This window comes from Bacteroidetes bacterium GWF2_43_63 (assembly GCA_001769275.1).
Classification (GTDB): Bacteria; Bacteroidota; Bacteroidia; order Bacteroidales; family DTU049; genus GWF2-43-63.
Map to the genome: position 1 here is coordinate 1 of MEOQ01000016.1, position 18,118 is coordinate 18,118.

Annotated in this window: 13 protein-coding genes; 11 read left to right on the forward strand and 2 right to left on the reverse strand. The window is 41.3% G+C overall.

Annotation, left to right across the window (positions count from 1 at the left end):
• Positions 1-290: 290 nt before the first annotated feature.
• From A2W93_11825 to A2W93_11835, 3 genes are all read left to right on the forward strand, one after another.
• Positions 291-1,850, forward strand: a complete 1,560-nt coding sequence (locus A2W93_11825) for a transposase (GenBank protein ID OFY55432.1) — start codon at positions 291-293, stop codon at positions 1,848-1,850.
• 26 nt (positions 1,851-1,876) lie between these two features.
• Complete coding sequence (locus A2W93_11830; GenBank protein ID OFY55433.1) at positions 1,877-2,632, forward strand: ATP-binding protein; 756 nt, start codon at positions 1,877-1,879, stop codon at positions 2,630-2,632.
• A 252-nt stretch (positions 2,633-2,884) separates the two neighbouring features.
• Positions 2,885-3,280: a hypothetical protein gene (locus A2W93_11835; GenBank protein OFY55434.1), complete on the forward strand. Its 396-nt coding sequence runs from the start codon at positions 2,885-2,887 to the stop codon at positions 3,278-3,280.
• A 304-nt stretch (positions 3,281-3,584) separates the two neighbouring features.
• Here A2W93_11835 and A2W93_11840 read toward each other — a convergent pair whose 3' ends face one another.
• The gene (locus tag A2W93_11840; protein OFY55435.1) at positions 3,585-3,770 is read right to left on the reverse strand and encodes a hypothetical protein; all 186 of its coding nucleotides are present in this window, start codon (positions 3,768-3,770) and stop codon (positions 3,585-3,587) included.
• 58 nt (positions 3,771-3,828) lie between these two features.
• Between A2W93_11840 and A2W93_11845 the strand changes: the two genes are divergently transcribed.
• Positions 3,829-4,155, forward strand: a complete 327-nt coding sequence (locus A2W93_11845; protein OFY55436.1) for a hypothetical protein — start codon at positions 3,829-3,831, stop codon at positions 4,153-4,155.
• Between the two features lie 731 nt (positions 4,156-4,886).
• Positions 4,887-10,907: a hypothetical protein gene (locus tag A2W93_11850; protein OFY55437.1), complete on the forward strand. Its 6,021-nt coding sequence runs from the start codon at positions 4,887-4,889 to the stop codon at positions 10,905-10,907.
• 3 nt (positions 10,908-10,910) lie between these two features.
• Here the strand turns inward: A2W93_11850 and A2W93_11855 are convergent, their stop codons facing one another.
• A complete protein-coding gene (locus tag A2W93_11855) occupies positions 10,911-11,432 on the reverse strand; it encodes a hypothetical protein (protein OFY55438.1) in 522 nt (173 codons plus the stop codon).
• 521 nt (positions 11,433-11,953) lie between these two features.
• Between A2W93_11855 and A2W93_11860 the strand changes: the two genes are divergently transcribed.
• The 6 genes from A2W93_11860 (at position 11,954) to A2W93_11885 (ending at position 17,972) form a co-directional block, all read left to right on the forward strand.
• Complete coding sequence (locus tag A2W93_11860; protein OFY55439.1) at positions 11,954-12,646, forward strand: aspartate racemase; 693 nt, start codon at positions 11,954-11,956, stop codon at positions 12,644-12,646.
• A gap of 247 nt (positions 12,647-12,893) precedes the next feature.
• Positions 12,894-13,208: a hypothetical protein gene (locus tag A2W93_11865; GenBank protein ID OFY55440.1), complete on the forward strand. Its 315-nt coding sequence runs from the start codon at positions 12,894-12,896 to the stop codon at positions 13,206-13,208.
• A 221-nt stretch (positions 13,209-13,429) separates the two neighbouring features.
• Entirely contained in the window at positions 13,430-15,694 is a 2,265-nt protein-coding gene (locus A2W93_11870) for a hypothetical protein (GenBank protein ID OFY55441.1), read from the forward strand.
• A 161-nt stretch (positions 15,695-15,855) separates the two neighbouring features.
• Positions 15,856-16,503: a hypothetical protein gene (locus A2W93_11875; protein ID OFY55442.1), complete on the forward strand. Its 648-nt coding sequence runs from the start codon at positions 15,856-15,858 to the stop codon at positions 16,501-16,503.
• Positions 16,504-16,666: 163 nt separating this feature from the next.
• On the forward strand, positions 16,667-17,323 hold the full coding sequence (locus tag A2W93_11880; protein ID OFY55443.1) for a hypothetical protein: 657 nt from the start codon (positions 16,667-16,669) through the stop codon (positions 17,321-17,323).
• 208 nt (positions 17,324-17,531) lie between these two features.
• The gene (locus tag A2W93_11885) at positions 17,532-17,972 is read left to right on the forward strand and encodes a hypothetical protein (protein OFY55444.1); all 441 of its coding nucleotides are present in this window, start codon (positions 17,532-17,534) and stop codon (positions 17,970-17,972) included.
• Positions 17,973-18,118 lie beyond the last annotated feature (146 nt).

The following is an 18,118-nucleotide window of genomic DNA, read 5'->3' on the forward strand; positions in this document are numbered from 1 at the left end:
TCGGGACGGTAAATCTTTCAGAAATGAAAAACTGCTTGTCAATTGATTATAAATATTCTTGTTCAGTTGAACCATATTGCCCAATTTCTGCTGTAATTTGGAAAAAACGCTAAAAAAATCATCTCGCGTCGCTTCAAATTGACCACCTAACGACGCTGCAAATTGACCACCCTGCGTCGGACCAAATTGACCACCTCGCGTCGGTGCAAACTGACCACCCCCTGAAAAGAACGAAACTCCTTGCTAATGAGTGACAAAAGGTTATTTTGGATGTTTTAAAATAACCCACAATGTCAAACAAAAGAATTGTCATGAGCAAGGTAAGAAACATTATCAGGCTGCACCATGAAGGTGTGAGCAAAAAGTCAATCGGGGAGCGCATCGGGCTGCCCCGCAACACAGTTAAGAAATACATCCGGCTGTTCATTGCTTCTGGGAAAAGCATTGCTGACGTTGAAGTAATGACAGACACAGAGCTGGAGCAGATGTTCATGGATATGACTCCAAGTAGTCATATTGAGGATGATCCACGATTCAAGGTTCTGCTTGAGTTTTTTCCACAGATGGAAAAGGCGTTGAAGCACAGGGAGAATACCAAGGAAAAGATGTGGCAGCGCTATTTTATGGAGAACAAGGATGGGTATAGGCTGACGCAGTTTAAACGCTATTACAGCGAATGGCAAAAGATCCGCAATCCCGTATTCCATGTGGAACACAAGGTTGGAGAGAAGATGTATGTGGATTATGCCGGAGAGACGCTTGAGGTGGTAAACGCTGAGACTGGTGAAGTGGTTAAGGTGCAAGTGTTTTTGGCAATATTGGGGGCAAGCCAGTTGACCTATGTTGAGGCCAGTTACAGTCAGCAGAAAGAAGATTTTATCAGTTCATGTGAAAATGCGTTGCTGTACTTTGGAGGCGTTCCCAACGCCATTGTAACCGACAATCTGAAGTCGGCGGTAATCAAAAGCAGCCGTTATGAACCCACGCTGAATGAGTCTTTCCGTGATTTTACAGGGTATTACATGATGGCAGCATTACCGGCGGCGCCGTATAAACCAAAATACAAAGCATTGGTTGAAGGGGCTGTAAAAATCATTTACCGCCGCATGTACGGCATGTTGAAAGAGCGAGTGTTCACCAGCCTCGAACAGCTAAATGAGGCCATTTGGGAAGCACTTGAAGAGCACAACAACCACAGGTTGAGTAATCGGCCATATAGTCGCAGACAGCTTTTTGAGGAGATTGAGCGAAAGACATTAAATCCGCTTCCGGAAAGGCGCTATGAGCTTAAACGCAGACACATGGCAACGGTGATGAAAAACAACTACGTGTGTCTGACCGAAGACAAGCACTACTACAGTGTTCCATATCAGTACATCGGCAAAAAGGTGACGCTGCTTTATACACAAAGCGAAGTTGAAGTGCATTACCGCTATGAGCGCATTGCTACTCACAAGCGCAACAGGCATCTCTTCGGGCACACCACAAACAACGATCATCTGGCATCGCAGCACCGTTATCTAAGCGACTGGAATCCGGATAAGTTCCTTGAACGTGCCGGCGAAGTAGGTGCTGAAACGCAGGAATACATCAAGGAATTGCTCAATGCAAAACAACACCCTGAACAGGCTTACAGGTCGTGTCAGGGAGTGTTGAGTTATGCGGCACGAGTTGGTTCGGAACGTCTCAATAATGCATGCCGCAGAGCGCATCAGTACGGTGATTATGGATATCACACTATCCGGGTTATTCTTGAAAAAGGGCTTGATAGCTACTTGAATGAAGAACCGGCTGAAGATCAGAAACTGCCCGAGCATGGCAATATACGCGGCAAGGGCTATTACAAATAAAACAGATTATTTAAAAACAAAAAAACATGAACGAACAATCACTTCAGAGAATGAAACAAATGAAGTTCTATGGCATGGCCAGGGCATTCCGGACAAGTCTGGAAAACGGCAACATGGCATCGATGACAAGCGACGAGATGGTGTCATTGCTTGTAGACTCGGAATGGGACGATCGTAACAACCGGCGCATCGAGCGACAGATGCGTAACGCGAAGTTCCGTTACAAAGCCAACGTAGAACAGGTTCATTTTGACATCGAGCGGAATCTGGACAAAAATCAATTGATGCGGCTTGCAGAATGCGACTTTGTGCAGCGTCATGAGAACCTGATTATAACTGGCAGCACCGGTATCGGTAAAAGCTACATTGCTTCGGCCATCGGCAATCAAGCATGCACACAGGGTTACAGAGTTCTCTACGCAAACAGTGCAAAGTTGTTTTCGAGACTCAAAATGACAAAAGCCGACGGTTCATACATCCGCGAAATCGCAAAAATAGAGCGACAGGATTTACTGATACTCGACGACTTCGGGCTTCAGCCCTTGGATGCAATCGCCCGGGCAATACTGATGGAAATCATCGAAGACCGCCATGGAAGTCATTCAACACTCATTACCTCACAGCTCCCGGTACCTCAATGGTACGAGGTTATAGGTGAGCAAACTGTTGCAGATGCAATACTGGACCGCATCGTACATGATGCTCACAGACTGGAACTGGCCGGGGAGTCGCTTCGCAAGAGGCAAGGACGGCAAAATATAAAAGCTGTTGAAACAGAATAAAATTGTTTAATTTTGACAGTCACTTATCAGTAAAGGAAAAATAGTTCTTTTTTTGTCTTCAGGGAGGGTGGTCAATTTAAAACGGCGCACACTGGTCAAAACAAACGACGAGGGGTGGTCAATTTGGTCGGCTTATGCAGTAAATCGTTTTGATGCATCTTTTCATTCTTTTGAAAGTCATGCAAAGCTACTGCCTTTTGACCCAGCTATTTTACGATATAATCTTCCATATTTCTACTATTAAAACAGATTATGAAAAAGTTATTAATAATTTTGGTTTGTATTTTTTTTGTTTCCTGTATTTCAACACAGAAATTCAATTGTGATGATTTTATTCAGGTTTCAAGTGATGATATTTTCAATGACTATGAAGAATACAATGGGAAGTGTATTAGTTTCGATGCTAAAATTATAATGGATTATAAGATTGCGATGATTTATTTGTCTACCGATAATGATTCTATTTATTTTTATGATAAAGAAAGAGTAGTAATTATTAGTAATTTTGAAAAAATAAAAAGGGATAAATGGGATGGTTATTTAGATAAAATAGTCAATATTAAAGGATATTTCTTTGTTGATGAAAATTTTCTCTACTTTAAACGAATTAACCTAATAAGTATTGACCCCGCACTTCAAGATCCATGATAAATCCTAAATGTCCATCCCAATATTGGTAAATCATTGAATTTCAACATTTCACATCAAAGCCGGCCGCAGCGCCGGCTTTGTGTTTGTTGGGCTGCACTGCACCATCCATGACAAATCCTAAATGTCCATCCCAATATTGGTAAAACACTGAAATTCAATAGATCACATCAAAGCCGGCCGCAGCGCCGGCTTTGTGCTTGTTGAATTATAAAATGAACAGATTTCTGTTCATTTCTGAATGAGATCAGAAATTGTCATTACTTTTCTTGGGAAATTCTATTTCATTCTGTCTAAAGACCTATCATTCCGGCTTTGGTTGGCAGTCGATGCAATTGGAATTCAGGTTTTCAGAGATTCTGGTCGTTGCTGCTATTCTGATTTGATCGGTTGGGACAATTAAGGCAGCGTTTTCATTCATAAGCGCCTCCATTGGAGTGAGTCCGTTGAGTGAACCATGCGGGCGGATATATGTATAATCATGTACCATTTCGGAAATAATTTCAAGTGCTTTGTTCAGTTGTCCTGAAAAGTCGCGAGGCCAGTAATTGCTTTTGAAAATTTCTCAATACAAATTTGCTATTTCTGATAAAGCCGCACAGCGTAAGATCAGGGAAATGCAAGCTCAACGCACGATGTCGCCATATATGGTTTTCGGATCAGAAAATATGCGGGCAGCGGAAACAATCTTTTCGAAGCGAAGCGAAGATGACTTATCCGGATGTCTGTTTGAGGAGCGCAGCGACGAGTTATATCCGGTTGGAGCTGACCGCTTATTTTCCCGGAAACCATATCAGGCGACTAGCTTTTCTTTTGGTACTTTTCTTTTTGCAATGAAAAAGAAAAGTACGACCGGCAGTATACCAAGATTATAAGCTATCGCGAGATTGGTGTGATAGGTGCGTTTCATGACGCAAACAACTGCATTCTGCGAAAAGTATTTTGCCTGATGAGTTTGAATTGATCAGAACATCAGAAAAGTTTTCAAAATCCGCACTTCCCCACCCTCGCATTGCGACAGCATTGCAGACCATTTATTCAAGTAAAAACAAATCGCTGATCTTCTTCAAATCCTCAAGAAAAGTGTTCGAATTCAGTGCGGTGAGGTTCACTAAGAGACAAAATCGTCTCAAAAAACAATCAGCCCTGAGGAACGATCGAGCTCGCTCGAAAAGTGACCCGGGGTAAATTATTTCATTTCCGGAGGAAATGCGATTTTGTTTGGGAATTCGGAGCTGTTTAGGATCAGCGAAGCGTTTTCGTAACGAAGTGGAGAAATTGCGAAGCTAATCCTAAAGCCATTTTACGACATTTATTTTACTGATTTATCAGAATAACAAATGAGTAAAACCTAAAACGCGCGCGCGCTAACAAACGATCGAGCTCGCTCGAAAAGTGACTCGGGCAGATTTTCGCCCGGAATCCTTGTTTTTACTGGATCTGAAGAATTGACCCCGATATTGTCTTCTTCAGCTTTTCGGTATTATTCAAAACACTTTTTCTTGAACTCAAAAAAAACAAAAACACTTGGAAGTGCGTGAAATAAAATTATCTTTGAAAAATATGAAATTATGCTGTAATTGAATCAAGCATTAAATTTTGGGTCATGAAAACAATTATATCATTCATCGCAATTGCGGCCATCTATATTTTTACGTTCATTCCGGATGTTAAAGGGCAGGATCTAATGAAAAGCAGCCACTCAGGCCACTTTAAATATATCTATCGCATCACTGATGACGAAGCAAAAAACATTTATTCGCACGATCTGGGCGTGGCCGATCTGTCCTTTTTTCACTCACTGGTCGATTCTTGTCCATTCAATCTGACCTATTCTAAAGCATTGCCTGCAGGGCATTATCTTCAGGCAGGCATTGGAGGAAGCAGACAGATACTTACAATCACTTCAGTGTCCTATTTCAATGTGTTCGTATTCAATAATACATCTGATCTATGTGTGCAGGTGACCGACAATAATGGACAACCCATATCTGGCGCTGTTGTACAACTGAATTCGAAAAAACTAAAATTTGATAAAGCAAAAAAGATTTATTCCGATAAAAAATCAAACCGCCGTGGTTTGCTCGAAGTTAGAGTAGGCAATCATACACAGTATATTCAACTCGATCGCGAGGAAAATAACGCTGCAATAAAAAGAGCTTACTATTCTGTTTTTTATCGCACACCCTTGAAATATGTCTGGCGGCCAGTGCGATTTTTGCTCTTTCTTCCGGTCGATGGAATAAGGTCGATTGTTAATCATCATCCGGAGGGCTCAATCTGGAGGTTGTCATATTTCTTTTCGGCTGGGATGTACAATCTGTTTGACCGTTTCAGTAAATACAACGATCGAAACAGTTGGCGGTTCGAAGAAAATATCAATAGCTACATGGTATTTGACAAGCCACGCTACCGTCCGGGCGACACCGTGAGACTAAAATCCTTCATTACAGATAAAAGAGGGAAAACGGTAAGTGAAGATCTGAATGTCATGCTCTTTGTGAATGGGACCAGTTATAAACTGCAAACAATATCGCCCTTCCGCGATGGGGCATATATGTATGTATTTCCGCTGCACGACTCACTTAAATTGAGGCTTGACAATATCTGTCAGATTGAACTGACCGATACCAAACACAGATCGTATTGCACTGGGTATTTCAGATATGAAGACTATGAACTGAAAAAGAACAAGCTGATAGTGAAATGCGACAACAAAATCCAGCACAAGGGAAACCCGCTGAAACTGAGTATTAAAGCCATTGACGACAATGGGCTCATTCTTCAGGATGCAAGAGCTGAAATTTCGGTTTGCACGCAAAATGTAAACAAATATTATTCATCGGATATTTTCATTCGGGACACACTGCTCCAATTAAACGAGAAGCTGAACCCTGCCGGGGAAACAGAAATATCAATACCAGACTCAGCGTTTCCTTTGGCAGACCTCTCCTACTCCGTTATTGTTAAGGTACGCACATCAGACAATGAGCTGAATACAGAAAAACTGTATGTGACATATTATTGCCGTCCGGGGCAGATTGAAATGACTCTGGTCAATGATTCTGTCAGCATACGATGTATTGAAAATGGGCTTTCAGTCCCGCAAAGCGGAGTTGTCAGTGCCATGGACGCATTCGATAATGAATCGGTTGTTTACGAGGGTGAATTCCCCTGCAGGATTCCTCTCAATCCATATTTCACTGCCTATTATGCCGAATCCGGCAATATGGAAGGCATGGTCAACATCGGCAATAAGCCATCAAATCTCAATCTGTTCGGCTTCAGAACAAAAGATTCGTTGATCATCAGCTCATCCAATCCTGCAAGAATTCCGTTCACTTATGATCTGTACTGCGGCAACAGGCATATTGCATCGGGCAGTGGCGACAGCCTGCAAATCAGGATGAAGGATCATTCCCGCAAGATATATTTTCTAAATGTGAATTACATCTGGGGCGGCGAAGTGATGAATGAGAAAAGGCAGATCACATTTTTGGACAAACAGTTGAATGTCGCATTGGAAATGCCTTCCATGGTGTTTCCAGGAAAAAAAACAACAATAGGTGTTACTGTCACCGATGCCAAAGGCAAACCTGTTGAAGGCGTTGATGTCACTGCATATGCACTGACATCGAAATTTAGATATAATGCGCCGCAACTGCCATACCTTGGAAAATACGGACGCGGTAAAAAATACATCAACGAGTTCAATAAAATTGAAAACCCGATCAGTACAAGTCTGATCAGCCATGCCGATTACGGCTTCTGGAACAGTAAAGCCGGACTTGACACCATGCTGTATTATCAGTTCCTGTATCCGGGCGACACCCTTTTCCGTTTCGAATATTACACGACAGATTCCGTCACTCAGTTTGCTCCGTTTGTGTTTTCCGATGGAAATCCTGAAGCGATCCATATTATTTACGTTGATAATATGCCAGTCTATTTCAGATGGACATCGGTAGATCAACCCTACTCCTTCGCCATCGACAGCGGATATCATCAGATTAAGCTCAGAACGACCAATCGCGTTATTGAGCTGGACAGCCTTTTTTTCAATCCGGGAAGAAAAATGATTTTTAGCATGAACAGCGATATTGACACAAACAATATTCATAGTCAGTCTGCTAAACCGGAGCTCACGCCCAAAGAAAAAGCATTTGCATTCAAATTCATTCTTCCATTTCGCGACAATTTCAATAACGAAACCGCCTGCATCATAAACGACGGGAAGGTGCAGCTTCTTACTCCCGCTGAAAAGAATTCGCGTCAAAATCTGCTGGCAGGGCCGGTTTATGGAGAAACATTGTTTATGGTTGCTGGTAAATACTCTGTTACATTTATGCATGAACCGGATTTTGAATACGAATTTTCACAGAATATGTTGAAAATGAGAAGCGTAGATAAAAACAACCTTCCATCCATTCTTGTCAACGATGAATTCAAATACGATATTTATGACTCAGTTCTGACTGAAGATGCATTTTTTGAAATGTGGAATGCCATGATGGGAAAAAGGAAGTTTACGGAAATCCATTTCCTTAATTCATCGGCCACTGTTGACGGGCTCGGCGCACTGCATGTCTCTTTGCCAGGAAAGATCAATTCTGCACAATACCCGCTTTGCACTGTACTTCAGTCATGCAATGATACAACTTCATCATGGATTTATCCGGGAACCACTGAAATGTTTCACAACCTGAGAACCGGTAACTACAGGATTATTTACATTTTTGCAGGTGAAAAATATCAGGTGACCGATTCACTCCATGTTACAGTAAACGGAATCACACATTATTCAACAACTCAGTTCTGCCTTTCTGATCACGATGATTATTACGATTCAATCACATCGCTCATTGAACGACGATCCATAAAAAAAACACAGTCATCCTCGAAATCAGCATTCCCTGTTATAGTCAGTTATGCATGCGGAAATGACGGATTTGAGTGCGGATCTTTGCAGGGCAAAGTAACTGACGGGGAAAGCGGAGAACCCATTCCGTTCTGCAATGTATATATCAAACTGGCCGACGACAGCATGATTGGTTGCATGACTGATTTTGACGGCAATTATTGCCTTCGCAATGTACCCGTCAGCGTGAACAATGTAACATTCAGCAGCCTCGGCTACGGAAGTCTGCAGGAAAATGATGTACCTGTCCGAGGCAATCGTGTGACCTTTCTTGATGTTGAACTTAAGGCACAGTCCTTAATGCTGAACTACTGCGAAATTTCTTGCTTTAATGAACCACTTATAGAAAAAGATGGCTGCGCCAGTATTATGAGGATGGAATCAGTTCCTTCGCTCTCTGCTGCTGATATTACAACATATATTACGAATATCCCCGGAATTATAACCGGAGGCATTCCGGCTGATTATGGTGATGCATCGACCGGAATTGTACGGATTTCGAACAATGATATACAGATCAATGCCCGTGAAAACGGATACAAATTGTTTGCAAACGGAGTAAAAACGGAGGCATCGCAAACCCTTTCGGGAGGCGCACTGATACTTGTTGACGGAAAGGTTTTCACTGGCGATATTTCAAATCTCAATCCCCAGCTGATTGAAAGCATTAATGTTTTGTCGGCTGAAAAAGCAATGACTGAATATGGCGAACAAGGGAAAAACGGAGTCGTGATCATTCATACGCGCAACATAAGCTCCGGAGAAAATTCACTGTATGATCCGGCATTTCAGGACGAAGCAGAAAAACAAGGATCGTTGCGCAGCCATTTTTCCGATGTTGGCTTCTGGCAGCCGGACCTGATCACCGATAAAAACGGACATGCAGAATTTGAAGTTGTTTTCCCAGACGATGTTACCTGTTGGAAAACCTACTGCATGGCCATGAACGGAAAAAAGCAAACGGGCCAGACCGAAGATTCCATCCGCTCTTTCAAGCCTCTGATGGCACAACTATATGTTCCGATGTTTCTGACCGAAGGCGACTCATGCCAGATCACCGGAAAAACGCTGAATTATTCCAGCGACTCGGCTGAGGTTGAACGGTTTTTTGAATCAGACGGAAACATTATTAATCTGGGCAGAACTGTTTTTAAAAACATTGTCATTGACTCGCTGATGGTTGTTGCCGATGATTCTATCGAAGTCAAATATCAGGTCAACCGCAGTGATGGTTACTTCGACGGAGAACTGAGGAAAATTCCGGTATTCACTCAGGGACTCGAAAAAGCTGAAGGAACTTTTCATGTGCTTGAAAATGACACAGTATTGAGTATTTCAGCTGATTCATCTCTCAGCGAGTGCATTTTGTATGCTTCGGACGATGCCATTGACATTCTGGGGATTGAACTGAACAACATCATCAACTACCGCTTCGGATGCAACGAACAGATTGCTTCAAAACTGATGGCACTTCTGTCTGCAAATGATATTGCCAAATTCAGAAATGAAAAATCCGACAATGACCGCGAAATAAAAAAACTCATCCGCTTGCTTTCTGATAATCAAAACAAAGACGGATTGTGGGGCTGGTGGCAGAATACAGATTCCCATATTTGGATGTCCATTCATGTAATGTCAGCTCTGGCCAAAGCAAAATCGCAGCAATACGATGTTCCCGATATGACTGATGCGGTCAACGGCCTCATCTGGCAGTTGGGAAAGACAACAGATTTCAATGTCCGGATAAAAATGCTGAAGCTTCTTTTTCAGATGAACATTTATCTTGATTACAGGAAATATCTTGAAAAAGAAAATCAATGCAAGACATCGACGCTGAAAGATCTGCTGCAGTTGTGCGCGCTGAAGCAAATGATGGGAATTCCGTTCAGCATGGACACATTGCAGCATTTCCGTCAGACAACATTGTTCGGGAATGTTTATTACACCGATGGCAACCGCGAAACCGTTGACAACAGCGATGTTCAGAATACATTGCTGATGTATGGAATTCTGAAGTCGGACACCAATGATCAAAGCAAAGAACTAAGTCTCATGCGCAACTATTTTTTCGAAAAGCGCAGCAATGCATCGTGGCAAAACACCTATGAATCCATAAACATTATTCAATCCATTTTGCCCGATATGCTTGACTCCGCATTGTTAATCACAGAGCCGGCATTGGTTCTGAGTGGCGATACAAATCTGCGCGTTTCGGAATTTCCTTTTTCTACTACACTTAAACCAGGCAGTGAAATTTCGGTTTCAAAAACCGGCTCATTTCCGGTTTACTTCACCTGTTACCGCAAACAGATCATCCGGAATCCGCAGGCCACTGAAAACGATTTCAGAATCGAAACGTATTTCGAGAATGTCTCGGACTCTACTCTGAAAGCCGGTTGCGAAACAGTGCTTGCAGTTCATGTATCGGTAAAAAAAGATGCCGAATATGTTATGATCCGGATTCCGGTTTTCGGAGGTTGCTCCTATGCTTCAAAAACAAGCAATGTGAGTTTTGAAAGTCATCGCGAATATTTCAGGAACGAAACAGATATTTTCTGTCAGTACCTGCCGAAGGGGACTTACACATTCAGAGTGAAGATCCTTCCGCGTTTCAACGGCTCGTATAATCTGAATCCCGCAAGTATAGAGCTGATGTACTTCCCGGTTTTCAATGCCAACAATGAAATGAAGAAGGTGTTGGTTGATTAAGATTCAATCTTTGGAGTTTTCCTCTCCTCCGTTTTTCGGAGCCTTAAACGTATAGTGATTCTGAAAGACATAACTGATGAATACAGTGAAAGTGGAGACAATAATATTGGATACCGTAGGATAAATATTGAACATTTCAACCAAAAGCTTCAATCCGGCATAGTTAACAAATAAATTAATGACGACAACAATCAGATAGCGATACAACTGCACATGTCCGCGTAGTTCCGATAAAGTAAATGTGACATATTTCTGCAACAGAAAACCGGAAAAAAATACAAGTGGAAACTTGATAACAAATGTTGCAATATGCGAACCCATGGTGACAAACCCAAGGTCAAGCATCTGCTTCTGAAGCACAAAATGAAAAATGATGAAATACATAAACCAGTCGAAAACCAGATTGGCTCCGCCAGTCACTCCATAGCGAAAAAATTGCTTCGACATATAATGGCGGAAGGGCGGATAGAAAAAATCTACCACGTTCCTGATCCAATCGCCCAATGTTTCAAATATGTTTCTCATTTTTTATTGCAGCCGCAAAAGTAATAATTTTGAATTAATGATCCTGTGTGATTTCAGTAAACGGTAATTTTTTGAAAATATTTCAGCGAATCTATTGGATCATGACCAACAATAAATTAAGCATGAGAATCCTTCTGGCTTGCGCTTCAAATACATTAATCAATTGTGTCAAGTTCGTGCATTAATAATCCTGGTAGCACAAAGTTGCACCAAGTTCACACAAAGGTTCACGAAGTAGATTTAATGATGCAAAAGCCGTAATCCATTACAGCAAAGTGAATTTGAAAGCGAGCTTTCAAATTCGATATGCTGTAATTGATCAACTCAACTACGTTGTTTTTTTTGAATTGGCTTTTGCACTTTTCACATTGTGTTACTTCGTGCAAAACTTCGTGCTACTTTGTGCAACTGCGATTCCGGTTGTTTTTTGTGGAGTTTAATGCGTTGGCCCTGTCTGATAAAGCTCGCCGAAGTCTGATTCTGCGGATTTTCATATATTTGTTCATCAACAAGCTGCAAGTATGAAAACCATCGGACTTTTGGGCGGAACCGGCTGGGAATCAACGCTGGAATACTATCGCATCATCAACGAAAAAATTTCGGAAGTAACCAGCAATGTGCACACCGCGCAAATAGTACTGTTTTCGGTCGATTTCAACGATGTGCGCAGTCGCATCGACCACAGCGATTACGAATCGCTTGGAAATTTTTTTAGAGAAAAGGCCATGGGCATTGAGCAACATGGAGCCGACTGTCTGCTGTTGTGTGCCAATACGCCCCACATGTTTGCCGATGCCATTTCGCAACATATCAGCATTCCGCTCTTGCATATTGCCGATGCCACCGGAGAAAAAATAAAGGAAAATAACATCAGCAAAGTCGGATTATTAGGCACAAAGCCAACCATGGAAATGCCGTTTTATGCGCAGCGACTGAAAGAAAAATTTGGAATCGATGTCATCACTCCCCCGCCCGCTGTGCGCGATTACGTGCATGATACCATTTATAACGAGTTCACCCGCGGCATTTTCACAGCGGATGCAAAAGTGCGCTATCTGGAAATCATGCAGGAACTTCGTAACGCAGGCGCCGAAGGCATCATCATGGGCTGCACCGAAATCCCGCTGCTGATCAAACAATCCGACACCGACATTCCATTATTCGATACTCTTCAGATTCATGCCGAAGCCGCGGTGGCGTTTGCGCTGAAATAAATATTTTGTGTGTCTGAATAAACAAAAACAACATCTTCAATCGTACCGACCTTCCTTAGTCCGAAATGCAATGAAGGACATGGAAGAGTAGGACACTGATAGCGCAAAAGTTGTCAGACTTCTGCCATTATCAAACAATTCATTAAATTATATAATTATAGTTGTACCAAGTTAAATTAACCACAAAACGACAATTATGTTAGTCAAATACGATATTATGCAGTATATTCGATGAAAATAAATAATCATGAACATCAATCTTAATTTTCTATCGATTGAAATCAATCGTATTTTCAATTCGGGGCCATTTCATAAAGTCGAAATGCTGGTATGCGAAAACGGACTTCTTTGCTTTAAACACGATGTATTGAAATATTATTCATCGTATGACGGATTGTATGCTGTTCTTAAAGCAAACGCCGTCGATCTTAAGAATCAGGCGATGGTCTATCAAATACTCTCGAAACACATTCTGAATCAGTTACGCAAACCTTTTCACGGATTGAGATTTCCTGAAATAAAAAGCGCCGGAAACGATTTATTGCAGGTGGTAAATCGTTAAATCGAAACTTTTTTTTTTTTACATCCCGCAGATTTACAATTCAACAAACTCTCTATATTGCTCCTGCGAGTTAACGATTTTGTATTATTAGCAAAACAATTTTGCGGATAAGAAAATTTTCTATATTTGTACAAATTTGAATATTAAGCAAATAATTAAAAACAGAATTTATGAAAAGCATTTTATGTCAAGGATTTGCTATAGCATTGATCATGCTAATAATGCACAACTTCACAAATGCACAAACAGTGAATTTCGATGAACCTTTCGGCACCCAGTCTTGGACTGAAGATGGCCACCCGTGGAGTTGGGATAACAGCGGATGGGATAATATCAGGAATTATACTCCTCACACCGGTACCGGCCATGCGATGTCAGCACCGGGTTATTCCTCAAAGCTGAGTACAGATGCAAACATAAACATTCAGGGAGTCTGGCTGATGACAGGTAATGCTTCAAACTTTTCACATCTGAACCTGAAAGGATATAACGAGTGTGGAGTATTGATTTACAACGTATCCCTCAACCCGGCAGATTATCAGTTTAGCTATGCTTATGTAACATTGAATTGGGTCAATGTGAGAAGCTTTATGGTTGATTTTAATTCCACCGACCCACTCTATAACCCCGTTGATTTAAGCTATGATGATTTGGATTACACCTATATTCCTCCAACAAACGTATTGAATTTTGACCAGGCTTTTGGGACCCGATCGTGGACCGAAGATGGACACCCATGGAGTTGGGATAATAGCGGGTGGGACAACATAAGAGATTATCTTCCTCACTCAGGTACTGGTCACGCAATGTCGGCGCCGGGTTATCACGCAAAGCTAAGCACTGATGTGAACATTGACATACACGGACTCTGGCTGCAGACTCAGATGGCATCAGACTTTACGCACCTGAATCTGAAAGGATTTGATAATAATGGAGCACTTATTTACAATGTCTCCCTCAACCCGACTGATTATCAGTTTAGCTATGTTTATGTATCATTGAACTGGATCGGTGTAAAAAGTTTTATGGTTGACTATAACTCTGTTGATCCTATGTATTCTCCAGTTGATTTGTTCTACGACGATATGGATTACTCTTATTCTTCGAAACGTTCCGGAGTCGATATCAAATCAGCTTGTGATTCATATACCTGGATGAATGGCGTGACCTACACATCCAGTAACAGTACTGCACTTTTTACCATTCCAGGCGGTTCTTCCAATGGCTGCGACAGCATTGTTCACCTGAATCTTTCAATCTATCAGTCCTTTGCGCTTGAACAAAACGAAAATATTTGCCAGGGCGATATTTTCACCTGGCGTGGCATTGATTACTCCGTGGCGGGAACTTATTATGACAGTCTGCAAACCCCGCATGGATGTGACAGTGTGTATAAGCTGAATCTTACCATTAAGCCGGCTTATGAGTATTCGCAAAGCGAAGTGATTTGCAATGGAGGTGTTTTCAACTGGCGTGGCCATGATTACACCGTAGCGGGAACCTATTATGATAGTCTGCAAACTCAGCTTGGCTGCGACAGTGTGTATAAGCTGAATCTCACCATTAATCCTGTTTATGAATATTTGCAAACCGAAAATATTTGCCAGGGCGACGTTTTTTCATGGCGAGGCAATGATTATACTATGACTGGAATATATCACGACAGCCTGCAAACATTGCTTGGCTGCGACAGTGTGTATACGCTCAACCTTACTGTAAACCCGCTTTTCGATTATGTGGAAAACAAAGAGATTTGCGATGGAGATATATTAAATTGGCATGGCAATATGTACAGCTCGGCCGGGACTTATTATGACAGCCTGCTTAGCGTGAATGGCTGTGACAGTGTGTATACGCTCAACCTTATTGTAAACCCGGTTTTTGAAAATGTTCAAGATGAAGAAATTTGCGATGGAGATGTCTTCTTATGGCATGGCATTGTTTTCAGCGAGACTGGAACATATTATGACAGCCTGCTTACTCCGCAAGGTTGTGACTATGTGTTTAAGCTAAATCTTACTGTTAATCCTATTCCCCCAACACCTGCAATCACTGTGACAGGTACTGTGCTGTCTTCCGATGCCGTTTCCGGCAATCAATGGTATGACCAGAACGGAATAATTGCCGGCGCCACAAATCAGAATTATTCAGCAACAGTCAACGGTGATTATTTTGTGATTGTTACTTTGCTGGGTTGCAGTTCCGATTCTTCAAACACAATACAGGTAACTTCTGCAGGTATCGAATCTGTTGCATCTGCAGGAATTATTAAAGTGTATCCAAATCCTGTTTCGAACGAATTGACCATTGAAAGCAATCAGGAAAAACTACATTTTGAAATTCTGAATGCTGTGGGACAAGTGGTGTATAGTGGCTGCTTTGATGAGATCACTACTGTTCCGACAAATAATTTTGAGCCCGGCGTATATGTCATTAAATTTGAAAATAGCTGCACATCGGAATTTCAGAAAATCATTAAACAATAGCGCGCTGATTTGCAACCACGCCATGCGTTTCACAGGCACCCGGGAGGTTTTGTCTGACAAAATATTTTCCTCTAAAACAAGTAGTATTATGTTGCATGTTATTGCAATTGCTATATTTGTGTTGCGTCTGCCAAAACATTAGCATTCACACTAAAAAGAAAATGAAACTTTGGGCAATTATCTTACTGACAATATTTCTTATTGCTTGCAACAACAGCAAGACAAAGGAATATCCACCACTCGAAAGGTATGTGCACACTGACAATCGTACTTGCAACAGTGGCGAAGCGGAAAAATTCTCAACTTTAGACAGCATGCTAAGTGACTTTTATACTAATTCGCAATACAAAGACAGTTTTGAATTAAACTTACGGCTTGGTGCATTTTATTATTATAAAAAAAATTATGACTCCTCTTTAATTTACAACTTTAAAGCAAAAGATATTAATCCTTCCGAACCTAAAGTACACTTCAATATTGCACTGGATTACTGCGAATTAAACAAATGGAATGACGCATTAAATTCAATTAATAAGGCTATAGAAATTTGCGGTGACAAATGGGAATATTTAAATAGCAAGTGTTACATTCTCGGCAAACTTGACAGCTGCGAAGAGGCAATTAATGTCGGACTCATATCCTACAAAATGAATCCAGAGAACACAAAAATATACGGTAATCTTCTCAGCTGTTTCGACAAACTTGGGCAAAGGGACTCTGTGAGAAAATTTCTTGACATCGCCATAGATAAATTTGACTTTTCCTCTGAGGTTTCTGACAACATGAAACGTAAATATCATTACGAATAAAAGACAGACATAAGCGCAATTGCTATATTTGTGTTGCAGCTGCGGTTCTCTACCCTGTCTGGGGCTTTATGCTCAATCCGATGATTGCAGGAGCAGCCATGGCCCTGAGCTCAGTATCGGTCGTCAGCAACAGTCTTCGTCTGAAAACAAAAAAATTGAACGCATGATTCAGCATGAAAATACAGAATCAAAACTATTCAAGCAAGCCTTCGCGCTTAGCTTGTTCACCATTTTCTACAACATTGCCGAAGGAATTATTTCGATGTATTTCGGCTATCAGGACGAAACGCTGGCTTTGTTTGGTTTTGGAGTCGATAGTTTTATCGAGGTCCTGTCGGGCATCGGCATAGCCATTATGATTCTTCGTATCCGAAAAAATCCGGCAAGCACCAGAAGTGATTTTGAAAAAACAGCATTGAGAATTACCGGCTTTTCGTTTTATTTTTTATCAGCCGGATTGCTGGCTGGCATTGTCCTGAACCTGATTTCGCAACATAAGCCTGAAACGACTTTGTGGGGCGTGATCATTTCACTGATTTCAATTGCAGTGATGATCTGGTTGATGCTTGCCAAAAAACGCATTGGCAAAAAACTGCATTCCGACCCGATTATAGCCGATGCCAATTGCACAAAGGTTTGTGTGTACATGTCGCTGGTATTGCTCGCCTCCAGCCTGATTTATGAATTAACCGGCTTTGCTTATGCCGACGTGATTGGAGCCGCCGGTTTAATCTATTTTTCCTTCACCGAAGGCTGCGAAGCATTCGAAAAAGCGAAAGGGAAAGAATGTGGCTGCGGGGGGCATTGTGGTGAAGAATAAATTTTCCCGAAACACAGAGCGAATTATCATTCAATGCCTGTAAGGCTCTGGAGGGGCCAGCTTTACTACAACTGACAAGGTGTTGGCGTAGTTTAAAATGTTTGTCTGTTTCAGAATTGCACCTTGGCGAGAGTTGGGGTGTTTTTGTTGTACAATTAAACCTTTGCTTAACCATAAAGTCTAATGTTAAATTTTAATTATTATTTCTATGGAGACAATTACAGTAAAATTTGGGAATTGGATTGTGGATGACAATGGTATTACGGGTGTTTTCCCACCAGCAATGGAATATCATATTCCCATTGATTCTATTTGGGCTGTTCGTAATTATGGTGGTCACTTAGTGTGGGATTGGCTTATTCATGTTCCTCAAAAAACATGGATAACAAAGGACAATGTGAATGATTTAAATGCTGCTTTTATGTTTTGTTTCGATTATTTTAAATCGATTAAACCTGCAGATACACTAGATGCTTCTACAGCTCAAACACTGTACGTTCAGCATCAACTTTTACAAATCCATGAACCAAGATTACAGTCAGATTCGGAATCGTCTGGTCTGCATTACTTCAATATTGATTCACACGATAGAATCTATGAATTAAGCAGTCTTGAAAAAAAGATTAAATTCCTATACATAAAGGAGTAAGTTTTAATTATAAATCAATAAAGCACCTTGGTCTATTACCATGGTGCTTTCATTTTTTGCCATGTAGAAAAAATAAATAGCCGGCATGCGACTTAGAAGCATCAATTAGCAACCTGTAATACAAGTTGATATAAAATAAATATTTT

Coding starts and splice junctions, on each gene's coding strand:
- A2W93_11825 (OFY55432.1), top strand. CDS start 291: ATGTCAAACAAAAGAATTGTCATGAGCAAGGTAAGAAACATTATCAGG.
- A2W93_11830 (OFY55433.1), top strand. CDS start 1,877: ATGAACGAACAATCACTTCAGAGAATGAAACAAATGAAGTTCTATGGC.
- A2W93_11835 (OFY55434.1), top strand. CDS start 2,885: ATGAAAAAGTTATTAATAATTTTGGTTTGTATTTTTTTTGTTTCCTGT.
- A2W93_11840 (OFY55435.1), bottom strand. CDS start 3,770: ATGGTACATGATTATACATATATCCGCCCGCATGGTTCACTCAACGGA.
- A2W93_11850 (OFY55437.1), top strand. CDS start 4,887: ATGAAAACAATTATATCATTCATCGCAATTGCGGCCATCTATATTTTT.
- A2W93_11855 (OFY55438.1), bottom strand. CDS start 11,432: ATGAGAAACATATTTGAAACATTGGGCGATTGGATCAGGAACGTGGTA.
- A2W93_11860 (OFY55439.1), top strand. CDS start 11,954: ATGAAAACCATCGGACTTTTGGGCGGAACCGGCTGGGAATCAACGCTG.
- A2W93_11865 (OFY55440.1), top strand. CDS start 12,894: ATGAACATCAATCTTAATTTTCTATCGATTGAAATCAATCGTATTTTC.
- A2W93_11870 (OFY55441.1), top strand. CDS start 13,430: ATGCACAACTTCACAAATGCACAAACAGTGAATTTCGATGAACCTTTC.
- A2W93_11875 (OFY55442.1), top strand. CDS start 15,856: ATGAAACTTTGGGCAATTATCTTACTGACAATATTTCTTATTGCTTGC.
- A2W93_11880 (OFY55443.1), top strand. CDS start 16,667: ATGATTCAGCATGAAAATACAGAATCAAAACTATTCAAGCAAGCCTTC.
- A2W93_11885 (OFY55444.1), top strand. CDS start 17,532: ATGGAGACAATTACAGTAAAATTTGGGAATTGGATTGTGGATGACAAT.